At 41.7% G+C, this 19,772-nt stretch carries 18 protein-coding genes; 16 read left to right on the top strand and 2 right to left on the bottom strand.

Translation table 11 applies throughout. From position 1 onward, the window contains the following. The first annotated feature begins 331 nt into the window (after positions 1–331). Positions 332–1,369: a DNA polymerase III subunit delta gene (holA, locus tag AC0VZ9_RS21135; protein ID WP_217025891.1), complete on the top strand. Its 1,038-nt coding sequence runs from the start codon at positions 332–334 to the stop codon at positions 1,367–1,369. 141 nt (positions 1,370–1,510) lie between these two features. Here the strand turns inward: holA and rpsT are convergent, their stop codons facing one another. Then, entirely contained in the window at positions 1,511–1,777 is a 267-nt protein-coding gene (rpsT, locus tag AC0VZ9_RS21130; RefSeq protein WP_009333026.1) for a 30S ribosomal protein S20, read from the bottom strand. Between the two features lie 236 nt (positions 1,778–2,013). On the opposite strand from rpsT, the gene gpr reads away from it, so the two are divergent. From gpr to deoC, 13 genes are all read left to right on the top strand, one after another. Further along, complete coding sequence (gene gpr / locus AC0VZ9_RS21125; protein ID WP_019382870.1) at positions 2,014–3,141, top strand: GPR endopeptidase; 1,128 nt, start codon at positions 2,014–2,016, stop codon at positions 3,139–3,141. Positions 3,142–3,210: 69 nt separating this feature from the next. Next, positions 3,211–4,416, top strand: coding sequence for a stage II sporulation protein P (gene spoIIP, locus AC0VZ9_RS21120; protein ID WP_009333024.1), 1,206 nt, complete (start codon positions 3,211–3,213; stop codon positions 4,414–4,416). 17 nt (positions 4,417–4,433) lie between these two features. Next, the gene (locus tag AC0VZ9_RS21115; protein WP_009333023.1) at positions 4,434–4,778 is read left to right on the top strand and encodes a YqxA family protein; all 345 of its coding nucleotides are present in this window, start codon (positions 4,434–4,436) and stop codon (positions 4,776–4,778) included. 197 nt (positions 4,779–4,975) lie between these two features. Next, the gene (gene lepA / locus AC0VZ9_RS21110) at positions 4,976–6,811 is read left to right on the top strand and encodes a translation elongation factor 4 (RefSeq protein WP_071156928.1); all 1,836 of its coding nucleotides are present in this window, start codon (positions 4,976–4,978) and stop codon (positions 6,809–6,811) included. Between the two features lie 375 nt (positions 6,812–7,186). Then, on the top strand, positions 7,187–8,320 hold the full coding sequence (gene hemW, locus AC0VZ9_RS21105) for a radical SAM family heme chaperone HemW (protein ID WP_475396696.1): 1,134 nt from the start codon (positions 7,187–7,189) through the stop codon (positions 8,318–8,320). A 122-nt stretch (positions 8,321–8,442) separates the two neighbouring features. Continuing rightward, positions 8,443–9,474 carry a heat-inducible transcriptional repressor HrcA gene (hrcA, locus tag AC0VZ9_RS21100; RefSeq protein WP_071156932.1) on the top strand — a complete coding sequence of 344 codons (1,032 nt, stop codon included), beginning with the start codon at positions 8,443–8,445 and terminating at the stop codon, positions 9,472–9,474. Positions 9,475–9,569: 95 nt separating this feature from the next. Further along, positions 9,570–10,181: a nucleotide exchange factor GrpE gene (gene grpE / locus AC0VZ9_RS21095; protein ID WP_282140534.1), complete on the top strand. Its 612-nt coding sequence runs from the start codon at positions 9,570–9,572 to the stop codon at positions 10,179–10,181. A gap of 25 nt (positions 10,182–10,206) precedes the next feature. Then, positions 10,207–12,036: a molecular chaperone DnaK gene (gene dnaK, locus AC0VZ9_RS21090; protein WP_009333017.1), complete on the top strand. Its 1,830-nt coding sequence runs from the start codon at positions 10,207–10,209 to the stop codon at positions 12,034–12,036. 291 nt (positions 12,037–12,327) lie between these two features. Then, a complete protein-coding gene (gene dnaJ, locus AC0VZ9_RS21085; protein WP_009333016.1) occupies positions 12,328–13,446 on the top strand; it encodes a molecular chaperone DnaJ in 1,119 nt (372 codons plus the stop codon). A 19-nt stretch (positions 13,447–13,465) separates the two neighbouring features. Beyond that, on the top strand, positions 13,466–14,407 hold the full coding sequence (prmA, locus tag AC0VZ9_RS21080; protein ID WP_009333015.1) for a 50S ribosomal protein L11 methyltransferase: 942 nt from the start codon (positions 13,466–13,468) through the stop codon (positions 14,405–14,407). Positions 14,408–14,486: 79 nt separating this feature from the next. Next, positions 14,487–15,236, top strand: coding sequence for a 16S rRNA (uracil(1498)-N(3))-methyltransferase (locus tag AC0VZ9_RS21075; protein WP_071156940.1), 750 nt, complete (start codon positions 14,487–14,489; stop codon positions 15,234–15,236). A 6-nt stretch (positions 15,237–15,242) separates the two neighbouring features. After that, a complete protein-coding gene (gene mtaB / locus AC0VZ9_RS21070; protein ID WP_217025888.1) occupies positions 15,243–16,595 on the top strand; it encodes a tRNA (N(6)-L-threonylcarbamoyladenosine(37)-C(2))-methylthiotransferase MtaB in 1,353 nt (450 codons plus the stop codon). Positions 16,596–17,016: 421 nt separating this feature from the next. Continuing rightward, positions 17,017–17,688 (top strand): deoxyribose-phosphate aldolase, encoded by a 672-nt coding sequence (gene deoC / locus AC0VZ9_RS21065; protein ID WP_009333011.1) that lies wholly within the window; start codon positions 17,017–17,019, stop codon positions 17,686–17,688. A gap of 129 nt (positions 17,689–17,817) precedes the next feature. Here the strand turns inward: deoC and AC0VZ9_RS21060 are convergent, their stop codons facing one another. After that, positions 17,818–18,738, bottom strand: coding sequence for a Na/Pi symporter (locus AC0VZ9_RS21060; RefSeq protein WP_019382862.1), 921 nt, complete (start codon positions 18,736–18,738; stop codon positions 17,818–17,820). A 236-nt stretch (positions 18,739–18,974) separates the two neighbouring features. On the opposite strand from AC0VZ9_RS21060, the gene rpsU reads away from it, so the two are divergent. Continuing rightward, positions 18,975–19,148 (top strand): 30S ribosomal protein S21, encoded by a 174-nt coding sequence (gene rpsU / locus AC0VZ9_RS21055; RefSeq protein WP_009333009.1) that lies wholly within the window; start codon positions 18,975–18,977, stop codon positions 19,146–19,148. A 15-nt stretch (positions 19,149–19,163) separates the two neighbouring features. Continuing rightward, a complete protein-coding gene (locus tag AC0VZ9_RS21050) occupies positions 19,164–19,607 on the top strand; it encodes a GatB/YqeY domain-containing protein (RefSeq protein ID WP_019382861.1) in 444 nt (147 codons plus the stop codon). The last annotated feature ends 165 nt before the right edge of the window (positions 19,608–19,772 follow it).

The raw sequence follows: 19,772 nt of genomic DNA, 5'->3' as shown, positions 1-19,772 counted from the left end.
AGTATAAGTCATTCAAATAAAAAAATCTAGAGTTCCCCTGCCCTTTTCCTGCAATAGCAGGAGTTGTCACAAATATGCCGGCACATCAAGGGAAAAATAATAGAACAAAGGTGCACCGCAGCTTCCTGAGTATCCCGGGCCTCAGGCGGCAGCGTTCTATATAGATTGGAAATTGGCGTTCTTCTGGGCGCCAATTTCTTATGTCTTGTCAAATTGGCATTGGTTCTTTAGGATATATAGTGAACATGCAATCAGCGGGATAGGGGCTTTATCCCTGCCCGTTAGACTGCAATAAAGTGAATATAATGTAAGGCGAACGGAGAGAAAGAAATTGGTTTTTGATATTTGGAAGCAGATAAAAGCAAAAAGTTTTGCTCCTATTTACTTATTATATGGAACAGAACCTTATCTTATAAACGAAACGAAGCAGCTTCTGATCAACAATGTGCTAAGCGAAGATGAAGCTGATTTTAATTTATCCTCTTATGACCTTGAGGAAACCCCAATCGATACAGCCCTTGAAGATGCGGAGACATTTCCGTTTATGGGGGAAAGAAGACTGATCTTTTTACATAACCCAGTTTTTTTAACATCAGAAAAATCGAAGGCTAAACAGGAGCATAATCTGTCAAAGCTGGAAGCCTATATGAAAGAGCCTGCCCCGTATTCAGTGGTGGTATTTTCCTCAACTGCAGAAAAGCTGGATGACCGGAAAAAAATAACTAAACAATTGAAAAAAACGGCTGCAATCCTTGAAGCAAAGAAACTAAATGAAGGAGAATTGAAAGCCTGGATCAGGGAACGCGCAGCACTTAATGGCGTGCAGATTGATGAATCGGCAGTTGAGCTAATATTGACATTGGCAGGCACCAACCTATTTATCTTGACAAACGAGATCGATAAATTAGCTTTATATGCGAATGACACGAAGCGAATCGATGAACAAATGGCAGAGAAAATGGTATCAAGGTCATTGGAGCAAAACATTTTTTCCCTTGTAGACAAAGTTGTTCACCGCAAAATAGAAGAAGCCCTGAGAATTTATTATGATTTATTAAAGCAAAATGAAGAACCCATTAAGATTTTATCTGTTATTACAGGGCAGTTCAGATTGATTTATCAGGTGAAGGAGCTTGCGAGAAGAGGCTACGGCCAGCAGCAGATTGCCGGCTACTTAAAGATTCATCCTTTCCGGGTGAAACTTGCAGCTGGACAGGCGCAGATGTTTGCAGACGAAGAACTTGCAGCGATTATAAGCTTGCTTGCTGATGCAGATTACCAAATGAAAACTGGAGGCATGAATAAAACCATGCTGATTGAAATGTTCCTGTTTCGTCTGCAAAGTCAGGCTCTCAGAAAAAATCCATAAAGAAATAACGTTTCTGCCTCCGGCACCTTGAGTATTGAGACAAAATTAGTAATTCTGATTACGTAAAAAAGCGGTCCAACTGGACCGCTTTTTTACGTAAAATAAAAGGCTATCCCTTAAGATAGCCGATATCTTCAAACATTAAGCGTTTAAAGAGTTCATTTTTTTCATTAAACGAGACTTTTTACGGGCAGCAGCATTTTTGTGGATAAGACCTTTTGCAGCAGCTTTGTCTAGTTTACGAGCAGCATCAGCGAAAGATTCAGTTGCAGCAGCAGCATCGTTGTTTACGACTGCAGCATCAACCTTCTTTACAGCTGTACGCATTGCTGATTTAACTGTAGCGTTATGAGCGTTGCGAGCTTCGCTAGTTTTAACACGCTTAATAGCAGATTTAATGTTTGGCATTCCATTCACCTCCTGAAAAAGCATCGAGATTCTATAACTCGACATTCACATTCATTAACAATAATTAAGAACAAGTGATATTTTATCAAACACGGGGGCATAATGCAATACTCTGTAATCAAAATTGCTGGAGGCGATTCTGCATGTTTTTGGACTTTAAAGGCAATGATAGTATATATCCGAATTTTAGTATAATGTGTGTTATTTTCCAATAGCTGAGAATGTGAGGGATAAATTTGAAGGAATCAATAGATTTAAGCCAATACTCAGTCCGAACGGACCTTGCCATTGAAGCCAGGGAAATGGTTATTTCCGACAGGCAGAAAGACAATATTCATCAGCAGGAGAATCTCTCCCAAATAGAAGGCGTAATAATTAAAGAAAGAGAAGAAAATGATATAAAAATTTCTTTTGTTGAAGTAACAAAAGAAGGTGCAGAGGCATTGGGGAAAAAAGAGGGAAAATATCTGACCCTTGAAGTGACGGGCATACGCCAGCAGGATACGGAGCTGCAGCACAAAGTAGAGTCTGTATTTGCGAGTGAGTTCTCCCAATTTATTAAGCAGCTGGGAATCAATGAAGATGCATCCTGTTTAATTGTCGGTCTGGGCAATTGGAATGTCACTCCCGATGCACTGGGTCCGCAAGTATGTGAAAACTTGCTTATTACAAGGCATCTCTATCAGCTGCAGCCTGAAAGTGTAGAAGAAGGCTATCGGCCAGTAAGTGCTATTTCCCCGGGAGTGATGGGCCTGACCGGGATAGAAACAAGTGACATTATTTATGGCATTGTTGACAAAACAAAGCCCGATTTTGTCATTGCAATCGATGCTCTTGCTTCCCGATCAATTGAAAGAGTGAATTCTACCATTCAAATTTCGGATACAGGGATTCACCCTGGTTCTGGTGTCGGGAATAAGCGAAAAGAAATCAGCAAAGAAACTTTAGGGATACCTGTCATAGCGATTGGCATCCCAACCGTTGTTGATGCTGTGTCCATTACAAGCGATACAATTGATTACATCCTCAAGCATTTCGGTAAGGAAATGAAAGAAGGCGGACGTCCATCACGTGCCCTGGCTCCTGCAGGAATGACTTTTGGAGAGAAGAAGAAGCTGACAGATGAAGACCTGCCGGAAGAACATCATAGAAAAACCTTCCTTGGCATGATTGGAACCTTGCCTGAAGAGGAGAAGCGGAAGCTTATTTATGAAGTCCTGTCTCCTTTGGGCCACAACCTTATGGTGACTCCAAAGGAAGTGGATGTATTTATTGAAGATATGTCAAATTTAATTGCTAACGGTTTGAACGCAGCACTCCATCAAAAAGTGAATCAGGATAATGCCGGTTTTTATACCAGATAGGAAATAACATGTTCTATCTTTTCTAGCAAAGTCATAACATTTACTAGACTAGCAAGGAGAGGTGGAACAATGAAACCTTTTAAATCGAACGGACTTGTAGTAACCATTCAAGGGACAAGCTTGCTGAAAGCCATAGGCGGATTTTTGCTTTTTCTTTTTATGATATTTTCAATAAGCGGAGCATTAACTTCATTAAAGCCGGAATACAGAATCAGCTCCTCCTCAGTTAATTCTGCCGCGAACAGCCTGACAGGAGAAATGCTTTATCATTTTCTTGGATGGGAAAACCACTCATTTCTCCAGGGGGTTTCTGAAACCAGTTCTCCCCCGGGCATTGCCAATTTGGTTTTTAAGCTATCCACAAATGTCAATTTGGATGATCCCAGAAGCCTTTTGGGAAGGGAGCTTCCATTCTTCTCTATTTATGACAGTAAGATTCTTGTTGCTGGTGAAGGAACGGATTATACAAACATGCCTGTGGAATCTTCTCCTCCTATCGAAGTGCTGATGGCAGAACAGGAAGCAGCCCTGCAAAACACCGAAGGACTTGAGCCTGACGGTGATTCGAAACAATCGAAAACACCGCCGATGTCAACAGGTGATAAAAAACCGGTCTATATTTACTTTTCGCACAATACTGAATCCTATCTTCCTTATTTAAAGGGTGTAACCAATCCTGATGCAGCCTATCATTCCAAAATTAACGTTACTAAGATTGGTGATAAACTTAAAGAAGAGATGGAGAGCAAAGGAATAGGGACCTTTGTCGACAAAACGGATATCCAGGGGAATTTAAGCAAGAAAGGATTAACGTATGGACGCTCCTATCAGGAATCCAGAGAAGTTGTTCAGGCTGCAATTACGTCCAACCGGGATTTGTCTTACTTAATCGATATTCACCGTGATTCAAAAAGAAAAAAAGATACAACGAAAGAAATAAACGGAGAGTCTTATGCCAAATTAGCTTTCATTATTGGCGGAAATAACCCGAACTATGAAAAGAACTTAAAATTTGCGAAAGAGCTGCATGATAGATTGAACGTTAAGTACAAAGGGTTAAGCAGGGGAATCATGAAAAAAGAAGGTGCAGGGACAAATGGCAACTTCAATCAGGATTTATCGGGAAATGCCATTCTCATTGAATTTGGCGGAGTTGATAATACGTTTGAAGAATTAAACCGTTCGGCAGAAGCAATCGCAGAAGTGTTCAGTGAATATTATTGGCAGGCCGAGGAAGTAAATTCATCAGCTGGCGGTGAATCTGAAAAGAAATAGTATTAGGATGATGCGGAATGAAAATATTTATGCTAAAAGCTCTTTTTCTGGCAGCCCTTATGTTTGTCTCAGTATTATTTGGAATGCAGCAGGCAAATGAAGGAATCCACAGAATGAAGGGTTTCCATGACGAAGATTTCAAAAGTGCCCTAACCTTAAATGAAACCAATGAAGGTGAAGTGCAGGCATCTGTCCTGGGGAATGATCTGTCCAGCCATGATCTTCAGCAGAAAAAAGAAAAGCTTGAAGAGATGAAAGCATATAACTTTTTTTCATCTCTGGGAAAAAGTATATCCGAAGGTTTATCAGAGCTGACAGAAAAATCGGTCGCATTCATTACAGACTTAATAACCGGAAAATAGGCTGCTCAAGAGGGCAGCCTTATTTTTTTTGGACGGTTAAAGACGTAAAGCTTAGCATTGAATCTTCACAAACGTACTGATATAATCAAAAATAGTGTATAAACTAAAAGGACTATTTAAAATTGAACACACTTGGCTCCAGGCGCCTGTCTTAAGGCGCTTGCGCTTTTCTTATAGTAGGAGTTGAATTATTTATAATGAACAGAGAAGAGAGACTAAAAAGGCAAGAGAAAATAAGGAATTTTTCGATCATTGCCCATATTGACCATGGCAAGTCGACTTTGGCGGATAGGATCCTTGAAAAAACCAATGCGCTGACATCGCGCGAAATGAAGGATCAGCTCCTTGATTCCATGGACCTCGAAAGAGAGCGCGGCATCACGATCAAGCTTAATTCCGTCCAGCTAAAATATAAAGCTAAAGATGGAGAGATATACACTTTTCACTTAATTGATACCCCGGGACACGTCGATTTTACATATGAAGTATCCCGAAGTCTGGCAGCCTGTGAAGGTGCAATCCTGGTTGTGGATGCGGCTCAGGGTATTGAAGCGCAGACCCTTGCAAATGTATATCTGGCCTTGGATAACGATCTTGAGATTCTTCCGATCATCAATAAAATTGACCTTCCAAGTGCGGATCCGGAACGGGTGCGCAATGAGATCGAAGAAGTCATCGGCCTCGATGCTTCTGAAGCGGTACTTGCTTCAGCAAAAGCAGGAATCGGCATTGAAGAAATCCTTGAACAGGTCGTTGAAAAAGTGCCCGCTCCAGTAGGTGATCCGGATGCCCCTTTAAAGGCGCTTATATTTGACTCCCTTTATGATGCCTACCGTGGAGTAGTAGCCTACATCCGTGTGGTGGAAGGTACGGTTAAAGTAGGGGATAAAATTAAAATGATGGCAACTGGCAAAGAGTTTGAAGTTACTGAGGTTGGTGTGTTCACTCCTAAATCCACTCCATTGCCTGAATTGTCAGTTGGAGACGTCGGCTTTTTGACTGCTGCAATCAAAAATGTTGGCGATACACGTGTAGGTGATACCATCACAAGTGCGAAAAATGGTGCAGCCGAAGCTCTTCCTGGGTACAGAAAGATGAATCCGATGGTTTATTGCGGACTTTATCCAATAGACAGCGCCAAGTTCAATGATTTGCGTGAAGCACTTGAAAAACTGGAACTGAACGATTCTGCCCTGCAGTTTGAGCCTGAAACGTCACAAGCGCTTGGCTTTGGATTCCGCTGCGGTTTCCTTGGATTGCTTCACATGGAAATTATTCAGGAGCGCATTGAGCGCGAATTCAAAATTGATTTGATTACAACAGCACCAAGTGTTATTTATGATGTCATCCTGACTGATGGCACAGAGGTTAAAGTGGATAACCCATCCAATATGCCTGATCCGCAAAAGATTGACCGTGTAGAAGAGCCTTATGTAAAAGCTACAATGATGGCGCCGAATGATTATGTGGGAGCCATAATGGAACTTTGCCAGCAAAAACGCGGCATCTTTATTGATATGCAATACATGGATGAAACAAGAGTTAACATTATATATGAAATTCCTTTATCGGAAATTGTTTATGATTTCTTTGATCAGCTGAAATCCAATACAAAAGGATATGCTTCTTTTGATTATGAATTAATTGGGTACAAGCCATCAAAACTTGTTAAAATGGATATCTTGTTAAATGCAGAAAAAGTAGACGCATTAAGCTTCATCGTTCATAAGGATTTTGCTTATGAAAGAGGAAAAGTAATCGTTGAGAAGTTAAAAGAGCTAATTCCCCGTCAGCAGTTTGAGGTTCCTATTCAAGCGGCGATCGGCCAGAAAATTGTAGCCCGCTCAACCATTAAAGCCATCCGCAAAAATGTATTGGCGAAATGTTATGGCGGAGACATCTCCCGTAAGCGTAAATTATTGGAGAAGCAGAAAGAAGGTAAAAAGCGGATGAAACAGGTCGGTTCTGTTGAAGTTCCGCAGGAAGCCTTCATGGCGGTCTTGAAGATGGATGATAACAGCCCTAAAAAGTAAAATATTTGCTTTGTTTTAAGAGGTTAGATATGCTGTCATAATAATAACAGCACTAACCTCTTTTTTATTGAATGTGTTTTAAAACTTGTTGCTTTCCAGTGGCTAAATCATTAAAACATTAAGTTGATTGGAGCGAAAGGCCCGAGATTCTCGAAAATGCTGCCGCATTTTCTTCGTGCGGTGCTGATTCAAGGAAGCTTATTCATCGTCCTGCGGGAGCAGCTGCCAGGGGAGACCCCAAAGACGCAGAGCGTCGAGGAGCTTCGGGAGCCCCGTGGGAAAGCTTGAGTGCCTGCAGCGGAAATCAACGGGTGAAATTCAAAAAGCTATATAAATTAAGTGGAAAGCGATTGAATGATGAAAGTAGTGAAATAAATGATTAAAGCAGCTTATATACACATCCCATTTTGTGAACATATCTGTCATTACTGTGATTTTAATAAAGTGTTCTTGAAGAACCAGCCAGTTGGAGAATATCTGGACTCTCTTGACAAAGAGATGAATCTTGCTTTGAAAGAAGTACCTGCATCCCGCCTTGATTCCATCTTTGTAGGAGGCGGTACGCCAACTGCGCTGAACGGGAAACAGCTTGAAAAGCTTTGCGGCACTATCAAAGGGCAGCTTCCCTATGACTCTTTCACGGAATATACATTCGAAGCTAACCCGGGAGATCTCACTGAGGAAAAACTTCAAATATTGCATGATGCAGGAGTCAACCGGCTCAGCTTTGGCGTTCAGACCTTTAATGATGAACTCTTAAAAAAAATTGGAAGGTCACACAGAGCAAGAGACGTTTTTCAGTCAATTGAAGCTGCAAAAAAAGTCGGGTTTGATAACATCAGTATCGATCTTATATATAGTCTTCCTGGCCAGACACTTCAGGATTTTAAGGATACACTCGAAACATCATTTACACTGGATATTGCCCACTATTCCGGCTATTCGCTGATCATTGAACCCAAGACGGTATTCTATAATCTGATGAGGAAGGGAAAACTGCCAACTCCTGGAGAAGATGTGGAAGCTGAGATGTATGAATTATTAATGGAACAAATGGGCACGCACGGCTTTGCGCAATATGAAATCAGCAATTTTGCAAAACCAGGCTATGAAAGCCGGCATAACATCACTTATTGGGATAATGAATGGTACTTTGGCTTTGGGGCTGGCGCACATGGCTATGTAAAAGGGCTTCGCCGTTCAAACCACGGACCCCTGAAAAAATATATGGAGCCTATTGAAAACGGCCGGCTTCCGATCCTGGAAGAGCATAAGGTACCCCTGGAAGAACAGATGGAAGAGGAAATGTTTCTTGGACTGAGAAAAACGGAAGGTGTCTCAATAAGTCGCTTTAAAGAGAAATTTGGCAAAGATCCGCTGGAGCTGTTTAAAGTACAAATTAAACAGCATGCTGAAAAAGAATTAATTATTGCAGAGGAAGAGCATATTAAATTGACAAGGCGAGGACGCTTCCTTGGAAATGAAGTATTTCAGTCCTTTATAGGGTAATCAGGCATGGGGATTGCGTCGGGAAAAAAGAAAGCCAAATTATTGACACTGCACGTTTGATTTGATAATTTATTAGTAGAATTAGCACTCAGGAACAAAGAGTGCTAACAGAGGTGATAACTGTGTTAACAGATCGTCAATTATTAATTTTTCAAGTAATTGTTGATGATTTTATTCAAACTGCACAGCCTGTCGGGTCGAGAACCTTGTCGAAAAAAGAAGAAATTTCTTTTAGTTCCGCGACGATCAGAAATGAGATGGCTGATTTAGAGGAACTTGGGTTTATTGAAAAAACACACACCTCATCGGGGAGGATTCCATCTGAAAAAGGGTACCGCTACTACGTGGATCACCTTTTATCCCCGCAAAAATTAAATCAGCATGATATCCACAAAGTGCAATCTATCTTTGCGGAAAGAATCTATGAGCTCGAGAAAATCGTTCAAAGATCGGCAAAAATTCTATCTGAGCTGACAAATTATACATCCATTGTCCTCGGGCCTGCAGTAAGGGATAACAAGCTGAAGAGAATTCAGATCGTTCCCTTGAATAAAGAAACAGCGATAGCAATTATTGTCACAGATACTGGCCATGTGGAGAACAGGATGTTCCACTTGCCGGAAAACATTGATGCCGGTGATTTGGAGAAGGTTGTTAATATCCTTAATGACCGGCTTGCCGGTGCACCATTGGAAAGTCTGAACAATAAGTTATATAAAGAAGTTGCCGTTCTTTTAAGGCATCATATCAATAATTACGATCTAATGCTGAATTCAATTGCCGATACAATCAAGATACCGGCCTATGATAAGCTTTTCTTCGGCGGTAAAACAAATATGCTCAGCCAGCCCGAGTTTCATGATATTGAAAAGGTTAAAAACCTCATGAATATGATCGAGCAGGAAGAAGGCATATATGATTTAATCCGTAAAAATAAGTCAGGGATCAATATAAAAATCGGCCGGGAAAATAATAATTCAGCAATGGAAAACTGCAGTCTGATAACAGCAAGCTATTCGATCGGCACCGAACAGCTCGGTACCATTGCCATTCTGGGGCCGACCAGAATGGAATATTCAAGAGTCATAAGCTTATTGAACTATATCAGTGCAGACCTATCAGCTGTTTTATCTAAACTGTATCAAAACAGGTGATGGTGGAGATATTGATTAAGGGTGGAAAAACCTTTCCACTCCTTTCCTTATGGTTTTTATTTCGAAGAAACACCCATTCTTTAAGGGAGGTGAACATGTTGGCAGAAGAGAAAGACACACTAAACCAAGAATTAAATGAACAAACCAACGAACCTGAAGGAACCGAAAATGAGGCTCCTATTGAAGAGGTATTTGCGGAGGCAGAAGCAGAAGCTGGTACTGATGAGGGAAGCACTGATGCAGAGCTTACAGCAGCGAAAGCGAAAATAGCTGAACTGGAAGGCAAGCTGGAAGAGGAAGAGAATCGCATCTACCGCCTTCAGGCTGATTTTGAAAATTCCCGGCGCCGTGCAAGGCTTGACCTTGAAGCGTCTGAAAAATATAGAGCACAGAGCTTAATCTCCGATTTGCTGCCTGCAATTGACAATTTTGAGAGGGCTCTTCAGATGGAAGCTGAAAATGAACAGGCTAAATCTATCCTTCAAGGGATGGAAATGGTTTACCGCAGCTTGCTGGAGGCTATTAAAAAAGAAGGCGCAGAACAGATTGAAGCAGTTGGGAAAGAATTCGATCCTCATTTACACCAGGCTGTGATGCAGGTGGAAGATGAGAATTTTGATTCCAATATCGTGGTCGAAGAATTTCAAAAAGGCTACAAGTTAAAGGATAGAGTCATTCGTCCATCAATGGTTAAAGTAAATCAATAACTACATATTTGGGGAGGTAAAGAACATGAGCAAAATTATCGGAATCGATTTAGGTACAACAAACTCATGTGTCGCTGTCCTTGAAGGCGGCGAACCAAAAGTAATTCCAAATCCGGAAGGCAACCGTACAACACCTTCAGTTGTTGCGTTTAAGAACGGCGAGCGCCAGGTCGGAGAGGTCGCAAAGCGCCAGTCTATTACAAACCCGAACACAATCATTTCCATTAAACGCCACATGGGAACTGATCATAAAACTGAAATCGAAGGAAAAGAATACTCGCCTCAAGAGGTTTCTGCTATTATTCTTCAATATTTGAAATCTTATGCAGAAGACTATCTTGGCGAGAATGTTACTAAAGCAGTAATCACAGTTCCGGCATATTTCAACGATGCTGAGCGTCAGGCTACAAAAGATGCAGGCAGAATTGCCGGCCTGGAAGTTGAACGAATCATCAACGAACCTACTGCTGCAGCGTTGGCTTATGGTCTTGATAAAATGGATGAAGACCAGACAATTCTTGTTTATGACCTTGGCGGCGGTACTTTTGACGTGTCTATCCTTGAACTTGGCGATGGAGTATTTGAGGTAAAATCCACTGCCGGAGATAACCGTCTTGGCGGAGACGATTTTGACCAAGTAATTATTGACTACCTGGTTGATCAATTCAAAAAAGAGAATGGCATTGACCTTGCCAAAGATAAGATGGCTCTTCAGCGTTTAAAAGATGCCGCTGAAAAAGCGAAAAAAGATCTTTCAGGTGTGACTTCAACGCAAATCTCGCTTCCGTTTATCACGGCTGGGGAAGCAGGACCTTTACACCTTGAAGTTACACTTTCAAGAGCTAAATTTGAAGAACTGTCTGCAGACCTTGTAGAACGCACAATGGGACCTACACGCCAGGCGTTAAAGGATGCTGGATTGACTCCTTCAGAACTTGATAAAGTTATCCTTGTCGGCGGTTCAACTCGTATTCCTGCAGTACAGGAAGCAATCAAGAAAGAAACAGGAAAAGAACCGCATAGAGGAGTTAACCCTGATGAAGTTGTTGCAATGGGTGCAGCCATTCAGGGCGGTGTAATAACAGGTGACGTCAAGGATGTTGTCCTATTGGACGTAACTCCTTTGTCACTTGGAATTGAAACAATGGGTGGAGTGTTCACTAAGCTGATTGAACGCAATACAACCATCCCAACATCAAAATCCCAAGTGTTCTCAACTGCTGCTGATAACCAGTCAGCTGTTGATATCCATGTGCTTCAAGGGGAACGCCCGATGGCTGCAGATAATAAAACACTGGGCCGCTTCCAGCTTGGCGATATTCCTCCTGCTCCTCGTGGAGTGCCTCAAATCGAAGTATCTTTCGATATCGACAAAAATGGTATCGTGAACGTACGCGCTAAAGACTTGGGCACAAATAAAGAGCAGGCCATTACGATTAAATCTTCAACAGGATTATCTGATGAAGAAATCGAAAAAATGGTAAGAGAAGCTGAAGAAAATGCTGAAGCAGATAAGAAGCGCAAAGAAGAAGTTGAACTCCGCAATGAAGCGGATCAGCTGGTATTCACTACCGAAAAGACTCTAAAAGATCTTGAAGGCAAAGTGGATGAAGCTGAAGTGAACAAAGCAAATGAAGCAAAAGATGCCCTAAAGGCTGCAATTGAAAAGAACGATTTGGATGAAATCCGTGAGAAGAAAGATGCCCTGCAGGAGGTTGTCCAGGCGTTAACAATGAAACTTTATGAGCAGGCTCAAGCTGCTCAGGGTGCACAGGGTGCAGAAGGCACTGAAAGCAAAAGTGACGACGATAATGTCGTCGATGCTGAGTTCGAAGAAGTTAAAGACGATAAATAAATCATCAATTAAATGATGGTGTGATCTACACACCAGCTACAGGTTCACATCAAAAGTCAAAGTCAGGTTTTTCTTGGCTTTGGCTTTTATTTCTGTTTGAAACAATCCATTAAATATGCATAAAAATGTTTTTTGCCCCTTGCCCTATGAGTGGACCGGGGTCCTTTCTTTGGGGAAGCGGCAAATGCCAATGCATAATTCTCTGCTTTAGAAGTGTGTATTGCGGTTGCGGAATATAATTAGAGAATGATACAATAACCTTTATGTGAAATGAATCGGGGAGTGGTAATCATGAGTAAAAGGGATTACTATGAAGTTCTTGGAATCAGCAAAGGTGCATCCAAGGATGAAATTAAGAAGGCTTATCGAAAGCTTTCAAAAAAATATCATCCTGATATTAATAAAGAGCCTGATGCAGACGAGAAGTTCAAGGAAGTTAAAGAAGCATATGAAGTCCTCAGCGACGACCAGAAAAAGGCCCACTATGATCAATTTGGGCATACGGACCCTAATCAGGGCTTTGGCGGAGGCGGATTTGAAGGGTTTGGCGGATTTGAAGACATCTTCAGCACCTTCTTCGGAGGAGGCTCCCGCCGGCGTGATCCAAATGCCCCAAGACAGGGTGCAGACTTGCAGTACACCATGTCCTTATCCTTTGAGGAAGCAGTATTTGGCAAAGAGACCGATATTGAAATTCCGCGTGAAGAAACGTGTGAGACATGCAGCGGATCAGGCGCGAAGCCAGGAACGAAGCCGGAAACATGCCGTCACTGTCATGGATCAGGTCAGCTGAATGTAGAACAAAATACGCCATTTGGCAAGATAGTAAATAGAAGGGTTTGCCACTATTGTAACGGCACCGGCAAAGAAATTAAGGAGAAGTGCACTACTTGCCGAGGAACTGGTAAAGTACAAAAACGCAGGAAGATACATGTGAAAATTCCTGCAGGCATTGATGATGGCCAGCAGCTTCGAGTGGCTGGTCAAGGGGAACCCGGTGTAAATGGAGGCCCTCCTGGCGATCTTTATGTCGTATTCCATGTTCGTTCACATGAATTCTTTGAGCGTGATGGCGATGATGTATATTGTGAGATGCCTATTACGTTTGTGCAGGCAGCCCTTGGCGATGAGATCGAAGTGCCTACACTGCATGGAAAAGTAAAGCTGAAAGTCCCATCAGGCACACAAACAGGAACAAAATTCCGTCTAAAAGGAAAAGGTGTCCCTAATGTCAGAGGATATGGAACAGGGGATCAGCATATTATTGTCCGTATTATTACTCCGACAAAGCTGACAGAAAAACAGAAGCAGCTTTTAAGCGAATTTGCTGAAATCAGCGGAACAGTTCCTCAGGGAGAACAGGAAGAAAGCTTTTTTTCGAAAGTAAAACGAGCCTTTAAAGGTGAATAAAGGAATGGAGTTGGTAGTAGTGAAATGGTCAGAAATCAGTATTCATACTGCAAATGAAGCTGTTGAACCGATTTCGAATATTTTGCATGAAGCCGGAGCAAGCGGAGTTGTAATTGAGGATCCTTTAGAACTTGTAAAAGAAAGAAAGGACCAATTCGGTGAAATCTACCAGCTCAATCCGCAGGATTATCCTGAAGAAGGCGTAATTGTAAAAGCGTATCTGCCAGTAAATAGTTTTCTCGGTGAAACTGTCGATGAAATAAAAGAAGCCATCAATAACCTGATATTATTTAACATTGACATCGGGGCAAATAAAGTCAGCATCAGTGAAGTAAATGAAGAAGAATGGGCTACTGCCTGGAAAAAATACTATAATCCTGTAAAAATTTCAGAACGTTTTACAATTGTCCCAACCTGGGAGGATTACACACCTGTCAGCAGTGATGAACTTATCATAGAGCTTGACCCTGGAATGGCCTTTGGAACGGGAACACACCCTACAACGGTGATGTGTATACAAGCACTTGAAAGAACAGTAAAACAGGGTGATAAAGTTGTAGATGTAGGAACAGGATCGGGAGTTTTAAGCATTGCAGCAGCTATGCTCGGTGCTGAGAAGGTGAAAGCACTTGATCTTGATGAAGTGGCAGTAAATTCAGCTAAATTAAATATTAAGCTGAATAAAGTGCAGGATATAGTTGAGGTTTCACAAGGAAACCTGCTCGACGGTGTCAGTCAGGGAGCTGATGTGGTCGTTGCCAACATCCTGGCAGAAGTGATTCTCAGATTTACTGATGATGTTGCATCTGTCGTAAAGGAAGGCGGGCACTTTATCGCTTCAGGCATTATCCAGCAGAAGAAACAGGAAGTAAGAGATGCTATTTCCGCAGCGGGATTTGAAGTTGAAGAAACCATTCAAATGGAAGATTGGGTTGCTATTGTGGCAAGGAGAAAGCAATAATGTAAAAAAGGGGGTAATGAACTTACCCCCCTTTTACAGTTGAAAGAATTCTGGACAGGCAAGAAAGAGGGTGCAGGTTGTGCAGCGGTATTTCACAGAGAGTGCTGTAAAGGAAAATGTCTTTCTAATTAAAGGGGAAGACCGCCATCATATTGTAAAAGTAATGCGCATGAAAGAAGGCGATCAGATTATCTGTGTTGATCAATCCCAAAATAGTGCACTTTGCGCAATTGCAGAAATTACCGATGAACATGTGGCTGCAGAAGTTGTACAATGGATTGAAGGGTCTTCTGAGCTGCCTGCCAATATTACGATTGTGAGCGGACTGCCTAAAGGGGATAAGCTTGAGTGGATCATTCAAAAAGGCACTGAGCTGGGAGCACACCGTTTTATCCCTTTTACTTCAGCCCGTTCAGTAGTAAAATGGGATGCGAAGAAATCTGTGAAAAAAGCAGAGAGATGGCAGAAGATTGCTAAAGAAGCTGCTGAACAGTCACACAGGACCATGGTGCCTGAAGTGTTTGCACCTCTTGATTTGAAGTCATTGCTGAAATTATCTGGAGATTATTCATATAAATTGATTGCCTTTGAGGAAGAAGCGAAGCAGGGAGAGGACTCTGTGCTCTATAAAACACTTACTTCTATGAATAAAGGACAATCGCTTATGGTTGTATTCGGGCCTGAAGGCGGTCTTTCTGACAATGAAGTTTCATTGCTGCAGGAAGCAGGCTTTGTTGCCTGCGGATTGGGGCCGCGTATTTTAAGAACAGAGACAGCACCTCTCTATTTGCTGTCAGCTGTTTCCTATCATTTTGAATTAATGGGGTGAAATTAGATGCCTGCAGTTGCATTTCATACACTTGGCTGCAAAGTCAATCATTACGAAACAGAAGCCATTTGGCAGCTGTTCAAAGAAGCTGGCTATGAACGGACAGACTTTGAATCCGTTTCAGATGTATATGTAATTAATACATGTACGGTTACAAATACTGGTGATAAGAAAAGCCGCCAGGTAATCAGAAGGGCAATCAGGAAAAACCCTGATGCGGTTATCTGTGTAACGGGCTGTTATGCACAAACCTCACCGGCTGAAATTATGGCGATTCCTGGTGTGGATATCGTTGTTGGCACCCAGGATCGAGTAAAGATGCTTGAATATATCGAGCAGTATAAACAAGAACGGCAGCCGATTAATGGTGTTGGAAACATCATGAAGAATCGTGTCTACGAAGAGCTTGATGTTCCGGCATTTACCGATCGGACACGTGCTTCCCTTAAAATTCAGGAAGGCTGCAATAACTTCTGTACTTTCTGCATTATCCCCTGGGCGCGCGGTTTAATGAGATCCAGGGATCCAAAAGAAGTAATCCGGCAGGCCCAGCAGCTGGTTGATGCCGGCTATAAAGAAATTGTTCTGACTGGAATCCATACAGGCGGGTATGGCGAAGACATGAAAGATTATAATCTGGCTATGCTTCTTAGGGATCTGGAGGCTCAGGTAAAAGGTCTTAAACGTTTAAGAATTTCTTCAATTGAAGCCAGCCAGATTACCGATGAAGTTATTGAAGTTATGGATCAGTCCAAGGTTGTTGTAAGACACTTGCACATTCCTCTTCAGTCTGGCTCAAATACTGTCCTTAAGAGAATGCGCCGCAAGTATACCATGGAGTTCTTTGCTGAGCGTCTTGAGCGCTTGAAAGAAGCTCTCCCAGGTTTGGCTGTTACATCAGATGTTATCGTTGGCTTCCCGGGAGAAACAGAAGAAGAATTTATGGAAACCTACAACTTTATTAAAGAACATAAATTTTCCGAGCTTCATGTATTTCCTTATTCAAAGCGTACAGGAACACCTGCAGCGAGAATGGACGACCAGATTGATGAAGAAATTAAAAATGAGCGTGTCCATCGCCTGATTGCATTATCAGATCAGCTTGCAAAAGAATACGCATCTCAGTATGAAGGCGAAGTTCTTGAAGTGATTCCGGAGGAAAGCTTTAAGGAAAGCAGTGACAGCAGTTTATTTGTCGGCTACACTGACAATTACTTGAAAGTCGTCTTCCCGGCGGCAGAAGAAATGGTCGGCCAGATTGTAAAAGTTAAGATTACAAAAGCTGGCTACCCTTACAATGAAGGTCAATTTGTTAGAGTCCTTGATGAATTGAATGAAACAGAAGAGGCTGCAGTTTAGTGGAATTACCTAAGGGTAATTCCTTTTTTTATTAAGCTGTTATTGTTTAGTTTATTGCTCTTAAATTAACTAAGTTACTGAGTTGATTGGAGTGGAGGGCACTTGATCCTCGAAAATGCTGAAGCATTTCCTTCGTGCGGTGCTCATTCCAGGAAGCTTAATCAATGTCCTGCGGAAGGAGGATCCCGTTGCTCCCTGCGGAAAGCAGGTGCCCCGTGCTGAAATCAAAGGGGATGAATTCCTAAGCAAAAACATCAATCTACGAGAAAAGTGATTTTGATTAATTTATTAATATCTTTTGGGAAAAACTACTTTCGAAAACGATTACAAAAAACATAAATAGTGCTCGATATTTTATTATCTAAGTGATATTATGTAAGAGGTACGTACAACTAACTGTTTTTTAAAAGGAGTAGTTACAATGACAAATAACGTAGCAAAAATGATCGATCATACATTACTTAAAGCCGATGCAACAAAAGACCAAATTGAGAAAATCTGTGCCGAGGCTAAAGAATACAATTTCGCATCAGTTTGTGTAAACCCGGCATGGGTCAAACTTTCAAGCGACTTGCTTAACGGGACTGAAGTGAAAGTCTGCACGGTAATCGGCTTCCCGCTGGGAGCTTCCACACCTGAAACAAAAGCATATGAAACAAAGAATGCCATCGAAAACGGTGCAACAGAAGTAGATATGGTCATTAACATTGGCGCTTTAAAAGGCGGAGACAATGAGCTAGTGGAGAGAGATATCCGTGCGGTTGTTGATGCTGCCAAAGGAAAGGCACTAACAAAGGTTATTATCGAAACCTGTCTTCTTACTGAAGAAGAAAAAGTTCGTGCATGTGAACTTTCTGTAAAAGCAGGGGCTGACTTTGTTAAAACATCTACAGGATTTTCAACAGGCGGAGCAACTGCAGAAGATATCGCCCTGATGAGAAAAACTGTCGGCCCGGAAATCGGTGTTAAAGCTTCAGGCGGTGTCAGAAGCGCTGAAGATGCACAGAAAATGATTGATGCAGGTGCAACGAGAATTGGGGCAAGCTCTGGGGCTGCTATTGTCAACGGTTTAACAAGCGATTCGGATTACTAAGAAAAGCGGAAGGTGCCCGTTTATCGGCTTAGACCTGTGAGCCGATGGCACCTGTAGACAGTTGTCGAAATTTAAAATATTATATTTGTTGAAAAAAATGCCGGGATTTACCGGCATTTTTTTATTGTTCTATCGGTCATGAAGCCTGATGACAAACCTTCCAAACTGATTTGCAACTGGAAGAACAAGCAGTGAAGATATTACATTAAATAAAACACTGATGTGTGCAAGCTGCACATCCGGAGAACCTGCTGCACTTTGTCCAAAAACAGCAAGGGCATGAATAAAAGGATAAAAGGCTGCGACACCTAGGCAGTTGAGCCAGATATGGGCAAAGGCAGTCAGCTTTGCTTCTTTTCCAGAACCAATGGATGCCAAATAAGCGTCTACGCATGTTCCGATATTAGATCCAAGCATTATGGCAATGCCGGTATCCAAATCCATTGCTCCTGCAGTTAAAAACCCCATTATAATGCCAGTTGTTGCGGTGCTTGATTGGATAATCGCAGTAAGGACAATCCCAGCCGCTACTGCGAACATATAATTCCCATCCAAGGTAAGCAGCCAATGATTGACCATATCATTATTTTTAACTGAACTGGCAAGATATTCAAACCCGCGCATTGCGGCAAAAACCGCTGATAAACCCAGCAATGCCAGACCGGTGCTTCGCATGCTATTTTTCTTCAATACAGCCAGGATGCTTCCGGCAGCAGCAAGCGGAATAATATAAGATTCTATATTAAAAGTGATTAATTCTGTCGTAAATGTTGTCCCGATGTTGGTTCCTAAAATGATGCCGATTGTCTGGGGAAAAGTAAGCATCCGTGCAGCTACCATTCCAATTGTAATGATCATTACCGCTGAGCTGCTCTGCAGGACAGCTGTGACGATTGTGCCAATAACAAGGCCTTTCCAGGGTGAATTTGTCATCACTGCCAGCCATTTTTTTAATGAATCGGCAGATAAATTAAATAGACCTGACCTTAAAAGTGTCATACCATAAATAAATAACCCGATTAGCAGAAAAAATAATAACAGCTGGACCAAGCATTCACCCCCTACAATTAATACTATGGGACAGTATGCTGGGACATGCTTAAGTGCGAAAATTTGTTTCGTTTGTGATGAACGGGGTATTAAACAATCACAATCAAATAAAAACTCATCTCATAGCAGGCTAATTACTGTTGACCTTGATAAGCTGTTATATTATAATTGCAAGGTACATGGAATAAACCATGTTGTTGATGTAAGTGTGTTGTGCTCGGAGGGAGGGAAAGAGAATGTCTAAAACCGTCGTTCGTAAAAACGAATCGCTTGAAGATGCTCTTCGTCGCTTCAAACGTTCAGTATCAAAAACTGGTACTTTGCAGGAAGCAAGAAAGCGCGAATTCTACGAAAAACCTAGTATTAAACGTAAGAAAAAGTCTGAGGCTGCTAGAAAGCGTAAGTGGTAAGAGAGGGTGTATGTAATGAGTCTTCTCGAGCGTTTAAATGAAGATATGAAACAAGCGATGAGGAATAAAGAAAAAGAAAAGCTTACTGTCATTCGTATGATTAAAGCTTCGCTTCAAAACGAAGCAATCAAGCTTGGTAAAGATCTTAACGAAGAACAGGAGCTGACTGTCCTTTCTCGCGAAGTTAAACAACGCAAGGATTCCCTCCATGAATTTGAAAAAGCAGGTCGTGAAGATCTTGTTGAAAAAATTCGTACTGAACTTCAGTATGTCGAATTATATATGCCAAAACAGCTCTCTGAAGATGAAGTTTCAAAAATTGTTGCAGAAACGGTTGCTGAAACTGGTGCTTCATCAAAAGCTGATATGGGAAAAGTGATGGCTGCTATTATGCCTAAAGTAAAAGGCAAAGCAGATGGTTCACTTGTAAATAAACTTGTACAACAACACCTTTCATAAAACTATGCAATAAAAGACCGAAAGCCATTGGCTGACGGTCTTTTTTATTTTGCGCTGACTTATTTTATGCATATCCTTAGGGCTATGTGACTAAATACTGCTGGCATGATTTACATTCATTTCTAGGTTATACTAATAATACAGCCGCTTTGTAAATACTAATCA

Source organism: Cytobacillus sp. QJM3NY_8, from assembly GCF_056173585.1.
Note: the sequence above shows the minus strand (reverse complement) of the source record. Positions and strands in the feature narration are given on the sequence as shown.

Coding starts and splice junctions, on each gene's coding strand:
- rpsT (WP_009333026.1), bottom strand. CDS start 1,777: ATGCCAAACATTAAATCTGCTATTAAGCGTGTTAAAACTAGCGAAGCT.
- spoIIP (WP_009333024.1), top strand. CDS start 3,211: ATGAAACCTTTTAAATCGAACGGACTTGTAGTAACCATTCAAGGGACA.
- AC0VZ9_RS21115 (WP_009333023.1), top strand. CDS start 4,434: ATGAAAATATTTATGCTAAAAGCTCTTTTTCTGGCAGCCCTTATGTTT.
- lepA (WP_071156928.1), top strand. CDS start 4,976: ATGAACAGAGAAGAGAGACTAAAAAGGCAAGAGAAAATAAGGAATTTT.
- hemW (WP_475396696.1), top strand. CDS start 7,187: ATGATTAAAGCAGCTTATATACACATCCCATTTTGTGAACATATCTGT.
- grpE (WP_282140534.1), top strand. CDS start 9,570: ATGTTGGCAGAAGAGAAAGACACACTAAACCAAGAATTAAATGAACAA.
- dnaK (WP_009333017.1), top strand. CDS start 10,207: ATGAGCAAAATTATCGGAATCGATTTAGGTACAACAAACTCATGTGTC.
- dnaJ (WP_009333016.1), top strand. CDS start 12,328: ATGAGTAAAAGGGATTACTATGAAGTTCTTGGAATCAGCAAAGGTGCA.
- mtaB (WP_217025888.1), top strand. CDS start 15,243: ATGCCTGCAGTTGCATTTCATACACTTGGCTGCAAAGTCAATCATTAC.
- deoC (WP_009333011.1), top strand. CDS start 17,017: ATGACAAATAACGTAGCAAAAATGATCGATCATACATTACTTAAAGCC.
- rpsU (WP_009333009.1), top strand. CDS start 18,975: ATGTCTAAAACCGTCGTTCGTAAAAACGAATCGCTTGAAGATGCTCTT.
- AC0VZ9_RS21050 (WP_019382861.1), top strand. CDS start 19,164: ATGAGTCTTCTCGAGCGTTTAAATGAAGATATGAAACAAGCGATGAGG.